Here is an 18,136-nt window from a genome sequence, read left to right as displayed (position 1 = left end):
CCGCTCCTTTTAATGCTTATAACGTACCGGCCAGCGCGTGCTCGGCTTCTTGTGCATCCGGCATCTGGACATTGTATTTATTCAGCAATTGCTGATATTGCCCGGATGCCACCACGCTATCGAAGGCCTGGGTTAGCTGGCCGCGCAATTCGGTGTTGTGCTTATTCACCGCCAGACCCACCACTACCGGGTAGAGCAGCGTGTTTGAACTGATGCCGAGGCGGTTGCCGGTTTTTTCTACCGTCGCTTTGGCCACGGCGGCATCTTCGTACTGCACGGCGATCGCGCCGGAAAGCAGCGCCTGGGTGACTTCTGGTGAGGAGGGGAATTCTTTGACTTCAACGTTGCCGAGCCCCTTAGGCTGGCAATAGTCTGTGGAAACCTTGTTTAGTCTAGGGATCCAGGCACCGCCTTTGATCGAACCCACTTTTTTGCCGCACAGATCTTGCGGTTGTTGAGGCTGCCAACTGCTGCCGTGTTGAACAATCAACGATCCGCCCGTTTTCATATAGGGAATGAAGTCCACCTGCTCGGCGCGTTCCGGCGTAACGTAGAGCGTGGAGGCGATGACGTCGAAGCGTTGGCTTTTCAGGCCGATGATCAGGCTGGCGAACCGGGTGTCTTTCACCACCGGATTCAGCGCCATTTTTTCCGCCAGCATGGTCATAAATTCAGCGTCAAAGCCGGCAGGTTTTTTGTCTTTCAAAAAGTTATACGGCGGGTAGGTTAAATCGGAACCGATGCTTAACTCACCGGTTTTTAAGGTAGCGGCCTGGGCGGAAAAGGCCGCCAGTAACAAAGCTGATGCTGAGAGTGCGGCAACGTATTTTTTCATGGTGAACCCCCTGGTTTTTGTTCAACAATGTTTAAGCACTATTCGTGCCAATAGTTAATTTGATGGGAAACAACACATTGGTTGATGTTCAGGTCACGCCGAGGACCCAAAATGATGCGGGGAAACACGAAAGCGTGCATGGCTTGCACTATCGTGGTTCGATTCGGTTGCCCAAGAGTGAAAAAATTGCGCAATGAGCATCCTTATGTTTTTAGAAACAGACTATGATGAGGGTTTGATAAAACCGGCAGGGCGAAGCGGCGTGATGCCTGTTGTTCAACGGGGCGGCGCTTTTGGGCTTGTACGCCATGCTGAACCAACATAAGGACTATTACGCCATGAAAAAGATTGGATTTTTGTCGTTTGGCCATTGGACGCCCTCGCCGCAATCAGGCACCCGTTCAGCGGCGGATGCCTTGCTGCAATCCATCGATCTTGCCGTTGCGGCAGAGGATTTGGGGGCCGATGGTGCCTATTTCCGTGTGCACCACTTTGCCCGCCAGCTCAGTTCCCCCTTTGCGTTATTGGCCGCCGTTGGCGCGAAGACCCAGCGTATAGAGATTGGTACCGGCGTTATCGATATGCGCTATGAAAACCCGATGTATATGGCCGAAGACGCCGGCGTGGCCGATCTTATCTCGGGTGGGCGTTTGCAGCTTGGCATCAGCCGCGGCTCGCCGGAGCAGGTGATCGACGGCTGGCGCTATTTCGGCTATCAGCCTGCCGATGGCGAAACGGATGCCGACATGGCGCGGCGCCACACCGAAGTGCTGCTTGATGTGCTGCGTGGCGAAGGCTTCGCCAAGCCCAACCCGCAGCCGATGTTCCCCAATCCGCCGGGGCTGCTGCGCGTTGAGCCGTTTTCCGCCGGCTTGCGCGATCGCATCTGGTGGGGTGCCGGCTCGAATGCGACGGCGGTGTGGGCCGCCAAGCTCGGCATGAACCTGCAAAGCTCCACGTTGAAAGACGACGAAACCGGCGAGCCTTTCCATATTCAGCAGGCGAAGCAAATCCGCGCCTATCGCGCGGCGTGGAAAGACGCGGGGCATGCCCGCGAACCGCGGGTGTCGGTCAGCCGCAGTATTTTTGCGCTGGTGGACGATCGGGATCGCGCCTATTTCGGCAATAGCGGCCGCGAAGGCGACACCATCGGTTTTCTCGACGAGAAAACCCGCGCGGTGTTCGGCCGCAGCTACGCCGCTGAACCGGATGTATTGATCAAACAGTTGGCGCAGGACGAAGCGATCGCAGAAGCCGATACGCTGCTGTTGACCGTGCCTAACCAACTGGGCGTGGACTATAACGCGCACGTGATTGAAGCGATCCTGACCCACGTTGCGCCTGGGCTGGGTTGGCGCTAGGTTGCCCCCGGCAGAAACGGGGGCTAGTACGGGCGAGCCTAATAGCTGATCCCCGGCGGGTTTAACTGGGAGGCGATTATCGCTTCCCCGCTTTCCCCCCAGCGCGCCAGCACCTGCTGGTACTGGCCGCTGGCGATAACGCCGTTAATCGCAGCCTGCAGCGCCGGCGCCAGGCCGTTGCCCTTTTTGGTGGTGGTGGCGACCCAGGCGCGGTAAGGGCTGGTGCCCACCAGGCGGGTTTTGCCGGTTAATGCGGATTTATAGGCCAGCGCAGAGTGTGGCCCAAACTGCACGTCGGCCCGGCCCGCCTGCAGATACAGGCTGGCGGAGGCATCGTCCGTCAGGTAAATCGGGGTGACCGGCGCACGGCCGGCGGCGCGGTTTTCGGCATCCCACTTCAACAGAATCCTTTCCTGGTTGGTTCCCGATCCCACAATCACCCGCAGGCCGGCGATATCTTTCGGTTCGCTAATGCGTTGAATCGGGCTGTTTACGCTGACTAAAAAGCCCAATGGATCGACCCGGTAGCTGGCGAAATCGAACTTCTCCTTGCGCGGTTCGGTCACCGCTATATTAAACAGAGCGACGTCATACTTGCCGGCGGTGATGCCAAGCGGCCAGTCTTCCCAGGATGCCGGGATCAGGTTCAGGCGCAGCCCAAGGCTGTCGGCCAGGAGCCGGGCAATGTCCGGATCGCTGCCAATCCGCGTTTTATTATCGCTGGCCAGCAGGGACAGCGGCGGCGAGCTTAACGTCTGGATCGCCACCGTCAGGCTGCCGGGCTGGATAAACCGATAATCCTTCGGCAGCAGGGCGATCGCCTGTGGGTTGGCCGGGGCGTGGATCGGGGTTTCGTTCGCCAGCAGATCGAGGGTGTTTTTGCCGCTGGCCGGCGCGGCGATGGCAACTAGGCCGAGGGCAAGAACCGGGGCGGCGCCCCGGATGAACAGTGAGTCATAGCCTGACATGAGCACTCCTTGCTTAAAGTACGCTGGCGAGAAAGTTCCGGGTTCGCGGGTGCTGCGGGTGGTTTAACACCTGATCGGTGCTGCCCTGTTCCACAATGCGCCCGTCCACCATGAACACCACATTGTCCGCCACTTCGCGGGCAAAGCCGATTTCATGCGTGACCACCACCAGCGTGGTGCCGGACTGCGCCAGCTTCTTGATCACCGCCAGCACTTCCCCCACCAGTTCCGGATCCAGCGCCGAAGTCGGCTCGTCGAACAACATCACTCGCGGCTCCAGCGCCAGCGCTCTGGCAATGGCGATGCGCTGCTGCTGGCCGCCGGAAAGGTGGCGCGACCAGGCGTTGGCCTTGTCGCGCAGGCCCACCACGTCCAGCAGGCGTTCGGCGCGGGCGATGGCGTTTTTACGGTTCAGTTTGCCGTGCACGATCGGCGCCTCAATGATGTTCTCCATCACCGTCAGGTGTGGGAACAGGTTAAAGTTCTGGAACACGTACCCCACGTTGATCCGCTGGCGCAGAATGTCTTTCTCTTTAAGCTCATAGAGCCTATCGCCCTTGCGGCGGTAGCCGATGTACTCGCCGTCAATCTGGATAAACCCTTCATCCACCCGCTCCAGGTGGTTAATGGTGCGCAGCAGGGTCGATTTGCCCGAGCCGGACGGGCCGATAATCACGGTAACCGAGCCGGGTGCCAGCTCAAGGCTGACGTCATCCAGCGCTTTGTGGCGGCCAAAGTATTTGCTTACGTGGGTAATCGCGATATGGCCTTGCGTGGGTGCGGCGGCATTAAGGGAGTGGGGCATGGGCGGTCTCCTGTGGGGGGCGGCGCGTGCGCGCAGGCCAACGGAATGTCTCCGGCAGCAGGCTGGCCACCGAACGGCGTTCACTGCGCGCCAGCCAGCGCTCCACCACGTGCTGAATGGCGGACAGTACGCTGGTGATCACCAGATACCAGACGGCGCCGACCATCAGCAACGGGATCACCTCCTGCGTGCGGTTGTAGATCATCTGGATGGTGTAAAACAGCTCCGGCATCGCCAGCACGTATACCATCGCCGTGCCTTTGGCCAGACTGATGATTTCGTTGAAGCCGGCGGGCAAAATGGTGCGCAGCGCCTGGGGCAGGATAATGCGCAAGGTGCGCCGCCAGGTCGGCAGCCCCAGCGCGGCGGCCGCTTCGTACTGGCCGTGATCCACCCCCTGGAAACCGCCGCGGATGATCTCTGCGGTATAGGCGCTTTGTACCAGGGTCAGCCCTACCACCGCGGTGGTGTATTGCCCCAGCACGTTAATGGTCTGGAAGTGGCCCCAGCTCAGGGCGGTGAACGGGATGCCCAACGACAGCGAGTCGTACAGGTAGGAAAAGTTATAAAGAATAATCAGCACCACAATGAGCGGCAGCGAGCGGAACAGCCATATATAGCCCCAGGCCAGGCCGCGCAGCAGCCAGGATGGGGAGAGCCTGGCCAGCGCCAGCAGCCCGCCCAGCACAATGCTAAGCAGGGTGCTGACCAGCGTGAGGGACAGCGTTTGCGCCAGCCCTTCCAGAATCACCGGATCAAAGAACCAGCGGGCGAACACCGCCCATTCCCAGCGTGGGTTCAGCGCCATGGACTGAATCACACCGGCCAACAGGAACAGCGCCACCGCCGCGCCCAATAGCCGCAGCGGGTAACGCGCGGGTACAACCTGTACCCGGTGGGTTGATGGCGTCGTCATCACGCCTCCTTCACGGTTGCGGCGGGCACGGCCACGCCGATAGGTTTGATAAAACGTAGCCGGCCGTCAAACGGCGGTTGGCTGTACTCTTCAGGATTGCGGTGAATATCGAACTGCGGCTGATAGCCCAGGCTCAGGTATAGCCGTACCGCTTCCGGCTGGCGAAAGCCGGTGGTGAGAAATAGTTGCCGGTAACCGGCACTCACGGCCCGCCGCTCAAGCTCGTTGACGACCCGGTCCGCCAGCCCCTGGCGGCGCAGATTGCGCCGTGTCCAGATGCGTTTTAACTCCGCGGTCTGCGGGGCGTAGGGTTTATAGGCGCCGGTGGCGATAATTTCCCCGTTTTGTTCCAGCAGCAGGAACAGCCCGTGAGGCGGTAAATACCATTCGGTCAGTTCCTGCTCCTGATCGCGGGAAAAGTAATCCCCGTAGCGCGCGGCGTATTCATCAAACAGGCCGCTTAATATCGGTTGCAGCTCTGGCGCTTCTGGCGATACAACCCGAAAAGTGATTCCAGACATGCTGCGCTCCTTAATCACCTAAACCGGCGGGGTTAATCTCAGACGCGGGGATACGCTCTACGCTCTCGCCCCAACGGCTTAGCACTTTGTCGTAGTCGCCGTTGGCAATCGCGCCGTTGAGCGCCAGTTGCACCGCATTCACCAGGCCGCTGTCTTTTTTCAGCGTTACGGCAATGTGCGCCGCCTTCGGCCAGCCGCCATTGACGCTGCCGACCAGCCGGGTGGTGCCGGTCAGCGCCGATTTCCAGGCGCCGATCACGTTCGGCCCGAAGTAGGCGTCCGCGCGGCCGGATTGCAGCGCCAGCGTTTGCGCGGCATCGTCTTTGGTGTAGATCGGAGTAAAGGGCTTCAGCCCCTTGGCTTTATTGGCCTGATCCCAGGCCAGCAGTATCGCTTCCTGATTGGTGCCGGAACCGACGATGATCCTCAGGCCGGCAATGTCTTCCGGCTTGGCGATGGTTTTGAGCGGGCTGCTGGTTTTGACGTAAAAACCCAGTGAGTCTTGGCGGTAGGTGGCGAAATCGAATTTCGCCTTGCGATCTTTGGTGACAGTGATGTTGCTGATGGCCGCATCGTATTTGCCGGAGGTGACGCCCAGCGGCCAGTCTTCCCATGAGGTGGGCACCACGTTGAGCTGCAGGCCCAGGCTGTCGGCCACCAGGCGCGCGATATCCACTTCGCTGCCGAGCAGGGTTTTGTTGTCATCGGAAAACACCGTCAGCGGCGGCGAGTTCAGGGCCGCTATCGCCACGGTAAAGGTGTTGGGGTGGGCGAAGCGGTATCCGGTTGGGATCGCGGCGATGGCCTGGGGGTTTTTCACTGTATTGATGGGGGTTTTATTGGCTTCCAGGCTGACGGCATGCCCGTTGATACTGACGGATTCAGCATTGGCCAGCGCCGTATGGGCGAACACCATTAGTGCGGCGGCGGCCAGGAGTGGCGTTTTTATCTGCATAGCGTTTTCTCGTTATCAGCGATTATTGTTTATTATTGTTGGCGGTGAACTGATTGGCCGGCTCCGGCAGGCCGAGGCTGGCACGCAGAGTTTCGCCGGGGTATTCGCGGCGGAACAGGCCACGGGCCTGCAGCAGCGGCACCACCTGATCGACAAAGCGGGGGAAGGTGTCCGGTGTCCCGCCGTTGATGATGAAACCGTCCGTTGCATGCTGTTCAAACCAGTGTTGCAGGCCGTCGGCCACCTGCTGTGGGGTGCCGTGGAACAGCGGGCGCGGCGTGGCGGCTTCCAACGCCACCTGGCGCAGGGTCAGGCCGCGTTCGCGCGCGTTGCGCTTGATCTCATCGGTGGTGCTGCGGAAGCTGTTTTGCCCCAGATCGCCGATGTCCGGGAAGGGGGCGTCGAGCGGATACTGGCTGAAATCATGGTGTTCGAAATAGCGGCCCAGGTAGTTCAGCGCGTTCTCTATCGACACCAACGCGGCGGTGGCCTGGTACTGCCGTTCGACATCCGCGGCGTCGCTGCCGACAATCACGCTTACCCCCTGGAATACCTGCAGGTGCTCCGGCTGGCGCCCGTAGGCTTCAAGCCGGGATTTCACGTCCTGGTAAAAGGCCTGCGCGTCTTCGAGTGTGTGCTGGTGGGTGAAGATGGCGTCGGCGTGGCGTGCGGCTAGCTGTTTACCATCGTGCGAGGCGCCGGCCTGGAAGATAATCGGGCGGCCTTGCGGCGTGCGTTCAATATTGAGCGGGCCTTCCACCTGGAAAAAGTCGCCGTGATGATGAAGGGGATGCAGCTTTGCCGGATCGAAGAAACGCCCGCTGGCCTGATCGCGCACAAACGCGCCGGCTTCCCAGGAATCCCATAACCCCTTCACCACCTGCAGATATTCATCCGCAATGCGGTAGCGCAGGGCATGCTCGGGGTGCGCGGCGCGGGAAAAGTTTTTGGCGGAGCCTTCCAATGGCGACGTCACGACATTCCACCCTGCGCGCCCGCCGCTCAGGTGATCCAGGCTGGCAAACTGGCGCGCCACGTTAAAGGGCTCGCTGTAAGAGGTGGACAGGGTGCCGACCAGGCCTATATGACGGGTCACGGCGGCCAGCGTGGATAATAACGTGATCGGTTCAAAGCGATTTAAAAAATGCGGGATGGATTTTTCATTGATATATAACCCGTCCGCCACGAACAGAAAATCAAATTTCCCTTGTTCGGCTTTTTGCGCCACGCTTTTTACGAAATCAAAGTTAATGCTGGCATCGGCCTTGGCCGCCGGGTGGCGCCAGGCGGACATATTTCCCGCTGCGCCTTGTATTATTGTCCCCAAACGTAATTCTCTTGTCGCCATAATACATTCCTGAAAAAAAGATAAAGCAGCCCCGGGTAGCGTAAACGCTACCCTGATATTCAACGATTATTTAGGCCAGGGCGGACTGGTTTTCTTCCGCCGCGATATTGATCAAGGCATTTTCGGCCAGCCGGGCGAAATAATGCGCCGCCGGCCCAATCAACGCTTCATCCGGGTTAAAACGCGGATGGTGTAAACCATATTGGCTTTCACTGCCGATACTGACGAACGCGCCGGGAATGTGTTGCAAATAGATGGCGAAATCTTCGCCGCCCATATGCAGCTCGGCCGTGCGGGTCTGGTAGCCGGATTGTGCCGCCTCACGGCTGGCGAACTCGCTCCAGCGGGCGGTGTTGACTAGCACCGGCGGTCCGGCAAACCACTGCACCTCGATCTCGGCATCAAAGCTGGCCGCCAGCCCTGCGGCGATCTGGCGCACGCGTTTTTCCACCGCCAGGCGAACTTGTGGATTGTGGGTCCGCACAGTGCCTTCCAGTTCGGCGCTTTCCGGCAGCACGTTCCAGGTATTGCCGCCCTGAATGCGCGTAACGCTGACCACCACCGATTCCAGAGTATCAATGCTGCGGCTGGCAACGCTTTGCAGCAGGTTGACCAATTGGCTGGCAATCAGAATGGCGTCTTTGCCTTCGTGCGGACGAGCCGCATGTGCCCCTTTACCGGCGACGCGGATAGCGAAGCGATCAACGTTTGCGTAAAACGCCCCGGCGCGGGTGGCGAAGGTGCCGATGGGCAACCCCGGCTCGTTATGCATACCGAAGATTGCCTTCACCCCCTCCAGCGCGCCGGCCTTCACCAGCCGGGCGGCGCCGCCAAACTGTTCTTCGGCCGGTTGGAACAGAATCCGTACACGCCCGGGCAGCTGTGCCTCGCGCTGCTTGAGCAGCAGGGCGGCGCCCAGCATCACGCTGGTATGAATATCGTGCCCGCAGGCGTGCATGATCCCGGCGTTGCGGGAACTGAAGGTGACGCCGCTGGCTTCATCGATCGGCAGGGCGTCGATATCGGCGCGCAGCGCCACCTGCGTCTCGCCCTGGCCCACTTCGGCGATCACGCCGGTGGGCAAATCAAACGGCAGCAGGCGCACCCCGTGTTGTTGCAGCCAGCCGCGGATACGCTGCGTGGTGGCGAATTCCTGGTTCGACAATTCAGGATGCTGGTGCAGCTCTCTGCGCCATTCAATCAGCTGTTTTTCAGTCGCGTAGCTCACGAAGCCTCCTCGGTTAACAGGTCGGTGCCGGCGGTCGGCCGGGCGTATTCGGCCAGAAGCTGCAGGGATGTAAGCCGCGCCTGGCCGTCTTCGATTGGGGTGTCGATAATAAATTCATCAATGCCGAACGCCTGATGCAGGGCGGCCAGTTCGGCATGTACCTGCGCTGCGGTGCCTTTCAGCAACGACGGTTCACGCGGTTCGATGCGCCGCACCGGGCTTTCCGCCTGGCGCGCGAAGGTCTCGGCCTGTTCCTGGGTTAATACGGTGACGTGCTGGCCATTTTCCAGCTCCACCCGCCACAGCGGCTCTGGCCGGGCGAGGGCCTGCGCCTGTTGGCTGTTGGCGGCGACAATCGCCTGCACGGCGACAATAAACTGCCCCGCACTGTTCAGCGTTCGCCACAGCGCGCGAATACGCTGCAGCGCGCTGCGATCGCCGTTAAGGTGCGCGGCGAACACGAAATGCCAGCCGAGGCGAGCCGCCAGCCGGGCGCTCTCTTCGCTGGCGCCCAATAGGAAGCGCTGCGCGGGGATACGCGGCAGCGGCGTGGCCAACAGCGTATCGCTATCCTCGGTAGACGGTGAGGCGGCGCTCAGCCAGGTATCCAGTTCGGCCAACTGTTCGGCGAAGTCGCCGCGCAACGCCGGATCGATCCCGCGTTGTAACGCCCGGCTTGCCAGCGGCAAACCGCCCGGCGCTTTGCCGATGCCCAAATCGACGCGCCCCGGCGCCAGATTGGCTAATAAATTGAAGGTTTCCGCCACCTTATAAGCGCTGTAATGCTGGAGCATAACGCCGCCAGAACCGATGCGGATATGGCTGGTATGGGCCAGCAGCCAGGGGATCAGCACTTCGGGCGCCGGGCTGGCGAGCCGCGGGCTGTTGTGGTGTTCCGCCAGCCAGAAACGGTGGTAACCCCAGCTTTCCGCCTGGCGGGCAAGGGCCAGCGTCCGTTGCAATGCCCGTTCGGCATGTTCGCCTTCCGCCAGTGGGCTTTTATCAAGAATACTCAGTCGGTAGGACATCCCTAATTTCTCTGCATCATGTAATGTGAAATTATTATTAGAATTATCTCTACTGCAGGAGAAATATTAAATTCTCATATCCTAAGTTAAAATTTTGAGGAAATTTATGCATGCTTAATAAGGATATTAAGCTATATCCGGCCTACTTCACGTTGCGGAAGGAAACGTAAAAGCGTTGTGTTCCGCGGTGAAATTATCCTGTGAAAGTCGTTTTTATTTTCTGCTGGTTCCCTGCTCGTCGAATTATTTTGGCTATTTATTGATATTCTAAAATTGAATATGAAATTCATTTTTCATATAAATGAGTAATATTGCCCAAAGCGATCCACGGTGATAGCATCGAAAAATCAGCCATTTATACCCTAAATATTTCATACCGCGGGCGGCGAGCATATTGGCTGCCGGCGGCTCTCGGTCGCACGTTTTAAGTGAGGAAATTTGTATGTGGCAAGAACAACTGGCGCAGTTGGTGGCCGCCTGTCATTGGATTGGCGCCAAGGGCTGGGCGCCGGCAACCGGCGGGAATATGTCGCTTCGCCAAGACAGCGAGTGGTGCTGGCTCAGTGAGTCCGGCCGGGATAAGGGCAGCTTGACCCCGGCCGACTTCCTACAGGTTGAGATTGCCAGCAACCAGGCGCCGTCGGGGCGCAAACCCTCTGCCGAAACCGGGTTGCATACTCTGATTTACCGCCTTTTTCCGCAGGCCAATGTGGTGCTGCACGTGCATACGGTGAATGCCACCGTGCTGTCGCGCATTGAGAAGCGTGCGCAGCTGGTATTGCAGGGCTATGAAATGCAAAAAACGCTCAGCGGCCAGCATAGCCACCTGGCCAGCGTGCCGATTGCCATTTTCGATAATGATCAGGATATTGCCGCGCTGGCGAGCCGCATCGAAAGCTATGCGCAGGCGAACCAGCTGCAATACGGCTTCCTGCTGCGCGGCCACGGCCTGACCTGCTGGGGGGAGGACGTCAACGTTGCCAAACGCCACCTGGAAGGCCTGGAGTTCCTTTTCGAATGCGAGATGCAGCGCCGCCTCTACGAGCGTGATTAACCGCGCGCCAGCGCCAGCATTTCTGGCCTGACAACAGTGAGTCTTCGTGTATGGATTTGTTTCTGGGCATTGATATCGGCACGTCGCGCGTTAAGGCCGTGCTGTTTAACCGTGATTTTCAGGCTATCGCCAGCGCGGCGGAGAACACCCGCCCGAACCTGACGCCCGATGGGGCGGCGGAACAGGATATGGAACAACTGTGGCAATCGGTGTTGCGCACCTTAAGCCGCGTGGCGCAGGCGCCGGAACTGCAACAGGGGCAGATCAGGGCCATCGGCCTGGCGGGGCAGGGGGAAGGGGTTTGGCTCAGCGATGAGGCGGGCAACCCGGTCGGCCCCGGCATTTTGTGGAGCGATACCCGCAGCCATGCTCTGATGACGGAACTGCTCGCCCGGCCTGGGCTTGATCAGCGCCTGTTCGCTGAAACCGGCACCCATCTGCAACCGTGCAACACCAGCCTGCAACTCTGTTGGCTCCGGCGCTTTCAACCAGAAAGGCTGGCGGCGGCGCGTTACCTGTTTTGCGCTAAGGACTGGGTGCGCTTTCGTTTAACCGGCATCGCCGCGCTGGATATCACCGATGCCAGCGCTTCGTTGCTCAATCAGGCCAGCGGCGCGCTTTCGTCGTTGATGCTGGAAGAACTGAGGCTGGAAAGCCTGCGGCCATTATTCCCGCCGCTGTTGCCGCCGGATGCTCAGGCCGGCACTCTGCGCCCAGAGGTGGCCGCGCTGTGCGGCCTGGCGGCCGGCACGCCGATTGCCGCTGGCGCGCTGGATGTGTGTAGCGCCGCGCTGGGGTGCGGTGCGATTAACGACGGCGATATCTACACCATTCTCGGCACCACCTGCTGCACCGGCATCGTCTGCCATGGCCGGGAAACCGTCAGCAGCGGCACCCGGTTTGTGACGCACACCGAAGCCGGCAGCTTTATCAACCTGTTCCCCATGCAGGCCGGCACCCCGAATATCGACTGGCTGCAACAGCAGATCTCGCTGGCGCCGGATCTGGTGGCGCTGGAGCACGAGGTCGCCGCCGTGGCGCCCGGCAGCGGCGGCGTCTTTTGGCAGCCGTATTTGAACGGTGAACGGGCGCCGTTTTTCAGCCCCACCGCCCGGGCGGGGTATTTTGGCGTGGGCCAGCATACCACCCGCGCGCAGCTTCAACGCGCGGTCTTCGAAGGGTTGGCCTATGCGATCGTCGATTCGCTGCAGGGCTACCCCAATGACGGCAGCCTGTACCTGACCGGCGGCGGCGCGGCTTCGGCCACCTGGCTGCAGATCATCGCCGATTGTACCGGCAGAACCGTGGTGGCCAGCCATTTTAACGAACTCAGCGCCCGCGGGGCGGCGATTCTGGCCGCTCGCAGCGTCGGGGCGCTCAGCCACTACCCGGATATCGAACAGACACGCTACCTGCCTAACCCGCAGGCGCATGCCACCTACCGCACTTTGTTCCCGGTCTATCGCCTGTTGCGTGAACGGTTGCAGCCGGTGTGGCAGGCAAGGCACGACGCATTACAAAGCCTCCATTCTCAGGAAAACCAACCATGAAAATCGTTTTTACCGCTGAATATGCCGGCGATTTGCAGCCGTTCCATGCCCTGGGGGAGCTGGTGGTGGCCGGGTGGGCCATCGGCAAACCGAAACTCCAGCCCGAACAAATGGTTGCGCTGGCGCATGATGCCGAGGTATTGGTCACCAGCTACGACGATATCACCGCGGAGGTGATTGCCGCCTGCCCGCGCCTGCAGGTGATCGCCTGCACCCGGGCGAACCCGGTGAATATTGATATTCAGGCGGCGCGTGCGCGCAAGATCACCGTGCTGTATACGCCGGGGCGCAATGCCGACGCAGCAGCAGAGTTAACGCTCGGGCTGATGCTCAGCCTAATGCGCCATATTCCCCAGGCCCACGCGGCGTTAAAGCGCGGCGCTTTCACGCGCCAGGCACAAAGCGAAGCCCAAACCCAGGCGGGGCTGCGGCGCGATGTGGTGTGGGACGTCAGCCCGGAGAGCCCGTATGAAGTGTTTAAAGGCGGCGAACTGCGTAATAAAACCCTTGGGCTGGTCGGCTATGGCAATATTGGCCGCCGGGTGGCGCGCATCGCACGGGCTTTTGGCATGAATATTCTGGTGGTTGATCCGTTCGTCGCTGCGGAAGATATTGATGAGCCGGGGCTACAGAAAACTACGCTGGCGGCACTATTTACCCAGGCCGATATTGTCAGCCTGCACCTGAGCAGCGGGCCGCACAGCGATGGCCTGGTCAACGCCCAACTGCTGAGCACGATGAAACCCGGCGCGTTGCTGATTAATACCTCGCGCGCCGCGGTGGTCGTGGAAGCGGATCTGATTGCGGCATTACGCCACGGGCCGTTGGGCGGCGCGGCGCTGGACGTTTACCATCAGGAACCGCTGTGGCGCGAGCACCCGTTCATCACTGAGCTGGATAACGTGATTATCACCCCGCATATCGCCGGCGCAACGCGTGAAAGCATCCAAAAACACACCGCCATGATTGCCGCGGATTTGCAGCGCTATGTGGCCGGTGAGCCGCTGCTGTACGCCTGGCGCTAAGACCTGGCCAGGGATGCCCGAGGCCGCCAGGCCCCGGGCAGATAACTGATTACCCGGCGTACACCGGTGTGTTGGCCATAAACGCCTGCGTGTGTTCCCAGTCCACCACCCCCGCATCCGAGCCGAGCCCGGTCGCCACCAGCGCCGCCACCGCCGAGGCCACCCGGCACGCCTGTTCAACCGCCAGCCCGCGCGCAAGTGCGGCAATAAAACCGCCACAGTAGCTGTCGCCGCAGCCGGTGGTGTCCAGTGCGGTAACCTGCCAGGCCGGGATATGCTGCGCTTTTTCCCGGGTGAACAGCCATGAGCCGTGCGGCCCATCTTTGAAAACGCAGTTGCCGACGCCAAGTGCAAAGAAAAATGCGGCGATCTGCGCAGGGTCCTGCAGCCCGGAGAGGAAGGCGGCCTCTTCAAGGGACGGCATAAAATAGTCAACGTGGGGCAGCAGCGGGCGCAATAAGGCCAACGTCTCGCTGTTCGGCGCGATCAAATCGAAGCTGGTCACCACGCCGCGCCGCTTGGCCGCCGCCAGCAGACGGGCGCTTTGCCCCTGATCCATCGCAGCCAGCAGCCCGGTTCCGCCATGGTGCAGGAAGCGGCAGTTCAACACCTGGTTGAACTGGTCGTCCGCCACAAACAGTTCATCGGAAGCGCCGCGGCAGTGCAACGCCGGCCGTTCGCCGTTAGGGCGGATCGGCAACAGCGTGGCGGAGGTTTCCTTGTCGGCGGTTTGCTGGATCAGCGAACAATCAATGCCCAGCCGGCGGTAGCTGCTGAGAATAAAATCCGCCTTTTCGTCATAGCCCAGGCAGGCGACGGCCGCGGTGTTAATGCCGAGCTTGGCGGCGTTGATCACCGCGCCCGCCGCGGTGCCGGCCGGGTTAAGGCGGATCTGCTCGATAAACTGCACGCCGCCGCCGGCAGGAATGCCGCTCACCGGCCGCCCGGCAATATCCAGAATCGTAAGCCCGACGAAAACCGCGTCAAACGGGGAAGACATAGCCCAATCTCCTCACACAATCAGTAACGGTGCTGGCGCAGACGCGCCTGCCAAAATGAAACGGCCAATGCCACCACCAGGATCACCCCGATCAGCGCATCTTTAACCAGGTAATTGAGCCCCATCAGGTTAAGCCCATTGTCGATAACGGCAAGGAACAGCACCCCGCCCAGGGTGCCAGCCATACTGACGCGCCCCTGGCGATTAAATGCGGTGCCAATGAAAACCGCGGCGATCGCGTCCATCAGGTAGGCCTGCCCGGCCAGCGGGGTGAATTGGCGCAGGTTAGCGGACAAAATAACCCCGCCGACCGCACACAACGCCGACGCGGCGATCAGCACCCAAAACAGGGTTTGGCGATCGCGGATCCCAGCGATGCGCGCGGCCTCGCTGTTCTGCCCCACGGCACGCACCCGTTTGCCGAACAGCGTGCGTTCGGTGATCAGCCAGGCGGCCAGCCAGAGAACCAGCACAATCACAATCGGCGTGGGGATGCCCCACAGATTGCCCACCGCCAGCTCGTGATATTCCGGCGCCATCCGCCGGTAGGAAATGGCGCCGCCGCCGTCGGTATAAATCCGCTCCACGCTGCTGGCGATAAACCAGGTGCCGAGCGTGGCGAGAAACGGCCTGATCTGGCACACCAGAATCAAAAACGCATTGAGCAAACCAATGGTGACGCCCCCCAGCAGGGCACACAGTACCGCGATCTCCCAGGGTAGTTGCCAGGTTTTCAACGCCACCAAGGCGAAGGCGGCGCCGAAGTCGAGCGCCACGCCGACGGAAAGATCGATGGCACCGGCGCTGACGATCAGCGTCATCGCCATTGCCACGATCAGCAAGATGGCGCAGCCTTGCAGCAAGTTGCCCCAGTTACCCAGCGTTAAAAAAACCGGGTTGGCCCAGTTGAACAGCGCGATAACCAGCAGCGTGATCAGGGCGAACCCCGCGCGCGAAAGCCAGGCCAGTGGCGTGCGGCCGGTGTTTTCCGCCGCGCTGCCACGCATCAAGGTTAATAAACGCATTATTTGCCCCCTTTGTGCTGCAATGCGGAGGCCGCCAGCACCACCAGGATCAGCGCGCCTTTAATGGCGCCCATCCAGAAAATATTCACCCCTAATAGCCCCAGCCCGTTGGACAGGGCATTGACCAACACGGCGCCGAGCAATGCCCCCCAGATGGTGACGACCCGGCGGCGGGAAAAGGCGGCGCCGATAAAGGTCGCCAGCACGGTTTCCAGCAGCAACGGGGTGGCAGTGCCGCTGCTGCTGCCCGAACCCTGGCTCAGCAAGGGGAATACCGCCAGCCCGGCCGCCACGCCGGCCAGCAGCCAAACGCTGAACGTCAGCCCACGCACATTCAGCCCGCACATCTGCGCCATGTCGTGGTTGCCGCCCACCGCCTGGATATGCTGGCCGAAGCGTGAATGGTGCAGCAGATACTGGAACAGCAAAAACACCGCCAGCAAATACAGCAGCGGGTAGGGGAGGCCAAACAGATTGTCGTCGCGGAATGCCACCATCAATGGATCGCTGACGCTGATTCGCCGCTGGCCGGTCAGCAGATCGGTCAGGCCGGTAAACGCCACAGAGGTTGACAGCGTGGCCAGCAACGGCGGCAGCCCGGCCACCAGCGCCAACAGGGCGTTGATCGCCCCGCACGCCAGGCACGCCGCCGCCAGCAGGGCCAGCAGCAATGGATAAGGCAGCAGCCATTCGGTCATCCCCAGGCTTAGCAACGCCACGCCCAGCACGGCGATCGCCGGTAAGGAGAGATCGATGCCGCCGGACACCACGTCATCACCGCCGACGGCGATCACGCAGACCAGGCCAAAACTTAAAATTGCCAGCGGCACGCTTTGCACCAGCATCAAACTGATGTTTTGCCAACTGAGGAACCACGGCGATTGGATGCTTAGCCAAATCAGCAGGGCGAAAAATAAGATTAACGGGAATCGTTCAATCAGCGCCGAGGCGCGCAGCGCGCCGCGCGGCTGGATATCAGTGCTCATACCGGTTGTTCCTGTCCACCATTGATTGCCACTAACAAGGCATCCAGCGTTAACGCCGCCGTGGCCAAATCCGCCACCAACTCACCCCGCCACATCACCAGAATACGGTCGCACAGGCCCAGCAGTTCGGTGGCGTCGCTGGAGGAAACCAGCACCGCTCTGCCTTGCTCGGCCAGTTGCCGGGTGCGCTGATAAATATCGCTGCGTGCGCCAATGTCCACGCCAAGCGTCGGCTCATCGAGAATAAACAGGCGAGCATCGGTGCCCAGCCAACGGGCCAGGATCACCTTCTGCTGATTACCGCCGCTCATATAGCGCACCGGGATCTCCGGGCGGGCCGGGCGAATACTTAACCGTGTAATCCAGTCCTGCGCCTTTTGTCGTGCCAGCGCACGCCGTTCCCAACCCAGCGTGGCCGTCTTGGGCAGCGAGGCCAGATTAATGTTATCCGCTGCGGAAAACGGCAGAATCAGCCCCTGATGACGCCGATCCCGCGGCACCAGCGCCATGCCGGCGCGGATCGCTTGCTTGGGGGAGGTGATGCGGCGCGTGCGCCCGTCGAGCACGATCTCGCCCTGTTTGGCGGTTTTCAGCCCGTACAGGGTATCGATCAGAATATCCCGGCCGGCGCCCAGCAGGCCCGCCACGCCGACAATCTCGCCCGGTTTTACCTCAAAGCTGACGTTGTGCAATTGGCGGCCGTCGGAAAGCCCCCTGACCGCCAACAGCGGCGCGCTTGCGGCGGCCGCGGTGTTTTGGCGCGGGGTATAGAGCTGTTCGATATCCCGCCCGACCATCAGGTTGATGACCGCATCGGTGTTTTGCAGCAGATCGCGGTCCGGGTAGCCGACCACTTCGCCATTGCGTAATACCGTCGCCCGGTCGCACAGCGCGGCGATCTCGTTGAGATAGTGGGATATATACAGAATGGCGATCCCTTGCTCGCGCAGGCGCACGATCGCGGCGGAAACCAGGCTTGCTTCATGGGCTTCGAGCGGCGCGGTGGGTTCGTCGAACACCACCAGGCGCGCGGCGCCATCGATCAGCGCGCGGGCAATCTGCACCAGTTTACGTTCGGCCAGGCTCAGATCGCGGATCAGGCGCCGGGCGTCGATATTCAACTGCCAGGTGCTGCGGAAGAAGGCTTCGGTGGCGGCTATCATGCGCCGGCGATTGAGCCAGCCGCCCACCCGCCGATACTCCTGGCCAAGAAACACCGACTCCGCCACGGTGAAGTGGGGGATCAGGTTCAGCTCCTGGTGAATAACGCGGATGCCCAGTGCTTCGATGGCGGCGGGTTTGCCCTGCGGCAAGCTGACGCCGTCCAGGGTTATGCTGCCGCCGTCCGCCTGGTAGACGCCGGCGAGAATTTTAATCAGGGTGGACTTACCGGCACCGTTCTCGCCGATCAAGCCATGAATTTCACCGGGGTTGATGGTTAAGGTGACCGCATTGAGCGCGGCCACGTTGGCAAAGCGTTTGCTGATCTGGTGCATCACCAGGCCAGACGGGGGCGCTCCCCCGTGCGTGG

At 60.8% G+C, this 18,136-nt stretch carries 15 protein-coding genes and 1 pseudogene; 4 read left to right on the top strand and 12 right to left on the bottom strand.

The window, feature by feature from the left end; translation table 11 throughout:
• Positions 1-16: 16 nt before the first annotated feature.
• Positions 17-835, bottom strand: a complete 819-nt coding sequence (locus tag AC559G_RS06305; protein WP_498911914.1) for an ABC transporter substrate-binding protein — start codon at positions 833-835, stop codon at positions 17-19.
• A gap of 338 nt (positions 836-1,173) precedes the next feature.
• Here AC559G_RS06305 and AC559G_RS06300 point away from each other — a divergent pair, with 338 nt between their 5' ends.
• The gene (locus AC559G_RS06300; RefSeq protein ID WP_498911913.1) at positions 1,174-2,196 is read left to right on the top strand and encodes an LLM class flavin-dependent oxidoreductase; all 1,023 of its coding nucleotides are present in this window, start codon (positions 1,174-1,176) and stop codon (positions 2,194-2,196) included.
• 38 nt (positions 2,197-2,234) lie between these two features.
• On the opposite strand, the gene AC559G_RS06295 is transcribed toward AC559G_RS06300, so the two are convergent.
• The 7 genes and pseudogenes from AC559G_RS06295 to AC559G_RS06265 form a co-directional block, all read right to left on the bottom strand.
• Complete coding sequence (locus AC559G_RS06295) at positions 2,235-3,164, bottom strand: ABC transporter substrate-binding protein (protein ID WP_498911912.1); 930 nt, start codon at positions 3,162-3,164, stop codon at positions 2,235-2,237.
• Between the two features lie 13 nt (positions 3,165-3,177).
• A complete protein-coding gene (locus tag AC559G_RS06290) occupies positions 3,178-3,969 on the bottom strand; it encodes an amino acid ABC transporter ATP-binding protein (RefSeq protein ID WP_498911911.1) in 792 nt (263 codons plus the stop codon).
• On the bottom strand, positions 3,953-4,885 hold the full coding sequence (locus tag AC559G_RS06285; RefSeq protein ID WP_498911910.1) for an amino acid ABC transporter permease: 933 nt from the start codon (positions 4,883-4,885) through the stop codon (positions 3,953-3,955). The genes AC559G_RS06290 and AC559G_RS06285 overlap by 17 nt, the downstream gene beginning before the upstream one ends.
• The gene (locus tag AC559G_RS06280; protein WP_498911909.1) at positions 4,885-5,406 is read right to left on the bottom strand and encodes a GNAT family N-acetyltransferase; all 522 of its coding nucleotides are present in this window, start codon (positions 5,404-5,406) and stop codon (positions 4,885-4,887) included. The genes AC559G_RS06285 and AC559G_RS06280 overlap by 1 nt, the downstream gene beginning before the upstream one ends.
• A gap of 10 nt (positions 5,407-5,416) precedes the next feature.
• Positions 5,417-7,709, bottom strand: a pseudogene (locus AC559G_RS06275) (NtaA/DmoA family FMN-dependent monooxygenase).
• Positions 7,710-7,779: 70 nt separating this feature from the next.
• Positions 7,780-8,937, bottom strand: coding sequence for a zinc-binding metallopeptidase family protein (locus AC559G_RS06270; RefSeq protein WP_498911908.1), 1,158 nt, complete (start codon positions 8,935-8,937; stop codon positions 7,780-7,782).
• Positions 8,934-9,965 (bottom strand): LLM class flavin-dependent oxidoreductase, encoded by a 1,032-nt coding sequence (locus tag AC559G_RS06265; RefSeq protein ID WP_498911907.1) that lies wholly within the window; start codon positions 9,963-9,965, stop codon positions 8,934-8,936. Before AC559G_RS06265 ends, AC559G_RS06270 begins: the two co-directional genes overlap by 4 nt.
• Positions 9,966-10,407: 442 nt before the next feature.
• Between AC559G_RS06265 and AC559G_RS06260 the strand changes: the two genes are divergently transcribed.
• Genes AC559G_RS06260 through AC559G_RS06250 form a run of 3 tightly spaced genes read left to right on the top strand, consistent with a single transcriptional unit; the run spans position 10,408 to position 13,594 of the window.
• Positions 10,408-11,019, top strand: a complete 612-nt coding sequence (locus AC559G_RS06260; RefSeq protein WP_346079697.1) for a methylthioribulose 1-phosphate dehydratase — start codon at positions 10,408-10,410, stop codon at positions 11,017-11,019.
• Positions 11,020-11,069: 50 nt separating this feature from the next.
• On the top strand, positions 11,070-12,569 hold the full coding sequence (locus AC559G_RS06255) for an FGGY-family carbohydrate kinase (RefSeq protein WP_498911906.1): 1,500 nt from the start codon (positions 11,070-11,072) through the stop codon (positions 12,567-12,569).
• Positions 12,566-13,594 (top strand): 2-hydroxyacid dehydrogenase, encoded by a 1,029-nt coding sequence (locus tag AC559G_RS06250; RefSeq protein ID WP_498911905.1) that lies wholly within the window; start codon positions 12,566-12,568, stop codon positions 13,592-13,594. The genes AC559G_RS06255 and AC559G_RS06250 overlap by 4 nt, the downstream gene beginning before the upstream one ends.
• Positions 13,595-13,643: 49 nt before the next feature.
• Here AC559G_RS06250 and AC559G_RS06245 read toward each other — a convergent pair whose 3' ends face one another.
• Genes AC559G_RS06245 through AC559G_RS06230 form a run of 4 tightly spaced genes read right to left on the bottom strand, consistent with a single transcriptional unit; the run spans position 13,644 to position 18,101 of the window.
• On the bottom strand, positions 13,644-14,594 hold the full coding sequence (locus AC559G_RS06245) for a carbohydrate kinase family protein (RefSeq protein ID WP_498911904.1): 951 nt from the start codon (positions 14,592-14,594) through the stop codon (positions 13,644-13,646).
• Between the two features lie 20 nt (positions 14,595-14,614).
• On the bottom strand, positions 14,615-15,619 hold the full coding sequence (locus AC559G_RS06240) for an ABC transporter permease (RefSeq protein ID WP_498911903.1): 1,005 nt from the start codon (positions 15,617-15,619) through the stop codon (positions 14,615-14,617).
• Positions 15,619-16,605: an ABC transporter permease gene (locus tag AC559G_RS06235; RefSeq protein ID WP_462615873.1), complete on the bottom strand. Its 987-nt coding sequence runs from the start codon at positions 16,603-16,605 to the stop codon at positions 15,619-15,621. The genes AC559G_RS06240 and AC559G_RS06235 overlap by 1 nt, the downstream gene beginning before the upstream one ends.
• Positions 16,602-18,101 (bottom strand): sugar ABC transporter ATP-binding protein, encoded by a 1,500-nt coding sequence (locus AC559G_RS06230; protein WP_498911960.1) that lies wholly within the window; start codon positions 18,099-18,101, stop codon positions 16,602-16,604. The genes AC559G_RS06235 and AC559G_RS06230 overlap by 4 nt, the downstream gene beginning before the upstream one ends.
• Positions 18,102-18,136: the final 35 nt, after the last annotated feature.

The sequence above is a fragment of the Gibbsiella greigii genome, from assembly GCF_039540155.1.
Lineage (GTDB): Bacteria > Pseudomonadota > Gammaproteobacteria > Enterobacterales > Enterobacteriaceae > Gibbsiella > Gibbsiella quercinecans.
The sequence above is the reverse complement of the archived record's forward strand: the minus strand, read 5'-3'. Positions and strand labels throughout refer to the sequence as shown.

Bases quoted from the DNA above. Each gene is read 5' to 3' on its own strand.
- AC559G_RS06305 (WP_498911914.1), bottom strand. From the start codon at position 835: ATGAAAAAATACGTTGCCGCACTCTCAGCATCAGCTTTGTTACTGGCG.
- AC559G_RS06300 (WP_498911913.1), top strand. From the start codon at position 1,174: ATGAAAAAGATTGGATTTTTGTCGTTTGGCCATTGGACGCCCTCGCCG.
- AC559G_RS06295 (WP_498911912.1), bottom strand. From the start codon at position 3,164: ATGTCAGGCTATGACTCACTGTTCATCCGGGGCGCCGCCCCGGTTCTT.
- AC559G_RS06290 (WP_498911911.1), bottom strand. From the start codon at position 3,969: ATGCCCCACTCCCTTAATGCCGCCGCACCCACGCAAGGCCATATCGCG.
- AC559G_RS06285 (WP_498911910.1), bottom strand. From the start codon at position 4,885: ATGACGACGCCATCAACCCACCGGGTACAGGTTGTACCCGCGCGTTAC.
- AC559G_RS06280 (WP_498911909.1), bottom strand. From the start codon at position 5,406: ATGTCTGGAATCACTTTTCGGGTTGTATCGCCAGAAGCGCCAGAGCTG.
- AC559G_RS06265 (WP_498911907.1), bottom strand. From the start codon at position 9,965: ATGTCCTACCGACTGAGTATTCTTGATAAAAGCCCACTGGCGGAAGGC.
- AC559G_RS06260 (WP_346079697.1), top strand. From the start codon at position 10,408: ATGTGGCAAGAACAACTGGCGCAGTTGGTGGCCGCCTGTCATTGGATT.
- AC559G_RS06255 (WP_498911906.1), top strand. From the start codon at position 11,070: ATGGATTTGTTTCTGGGCATTGATATCGGCACGTCGCGCGTTAAGGCC.
- AC559G_RS06250 (WP_498911905.1), top strand. From the start codon at position 12,566: ATGAAAATCGTTTTTACCGCTGAATATGCCGGCGATTTGCAGCCGTTC.
- AC559G_RS06245 (WP_498911904.1), bottom strand. From the start codon at position 14,594: ATGTCTTCCCCGTTTGACGCGGTTTTCGTCGGGCTTACGATTCTGGAT.
- AC559G_RS06240 (WP_498911903.1), bottom strand. From the start codon at position 15,619: ATGCGTTTATTAACCTTGATGCGTGGCAGCGCGGCGGAAAACACCGGC.
- AC559G_RS06235 (WP_462615873.1), bottom strand. From the start codon at position 16,605: ATGAGCACTGATATCCAGCCGCGCGGCGCGCTGCGCGCCTCGGCGCTG.
- AC559G_RS06230 (WP_498911960.1), bottom strand. From the start codon at position 18,101: ATGCACCAGATCAGCAAACGCTTTGCCAACGTGGCCGCGCTCAATGCG.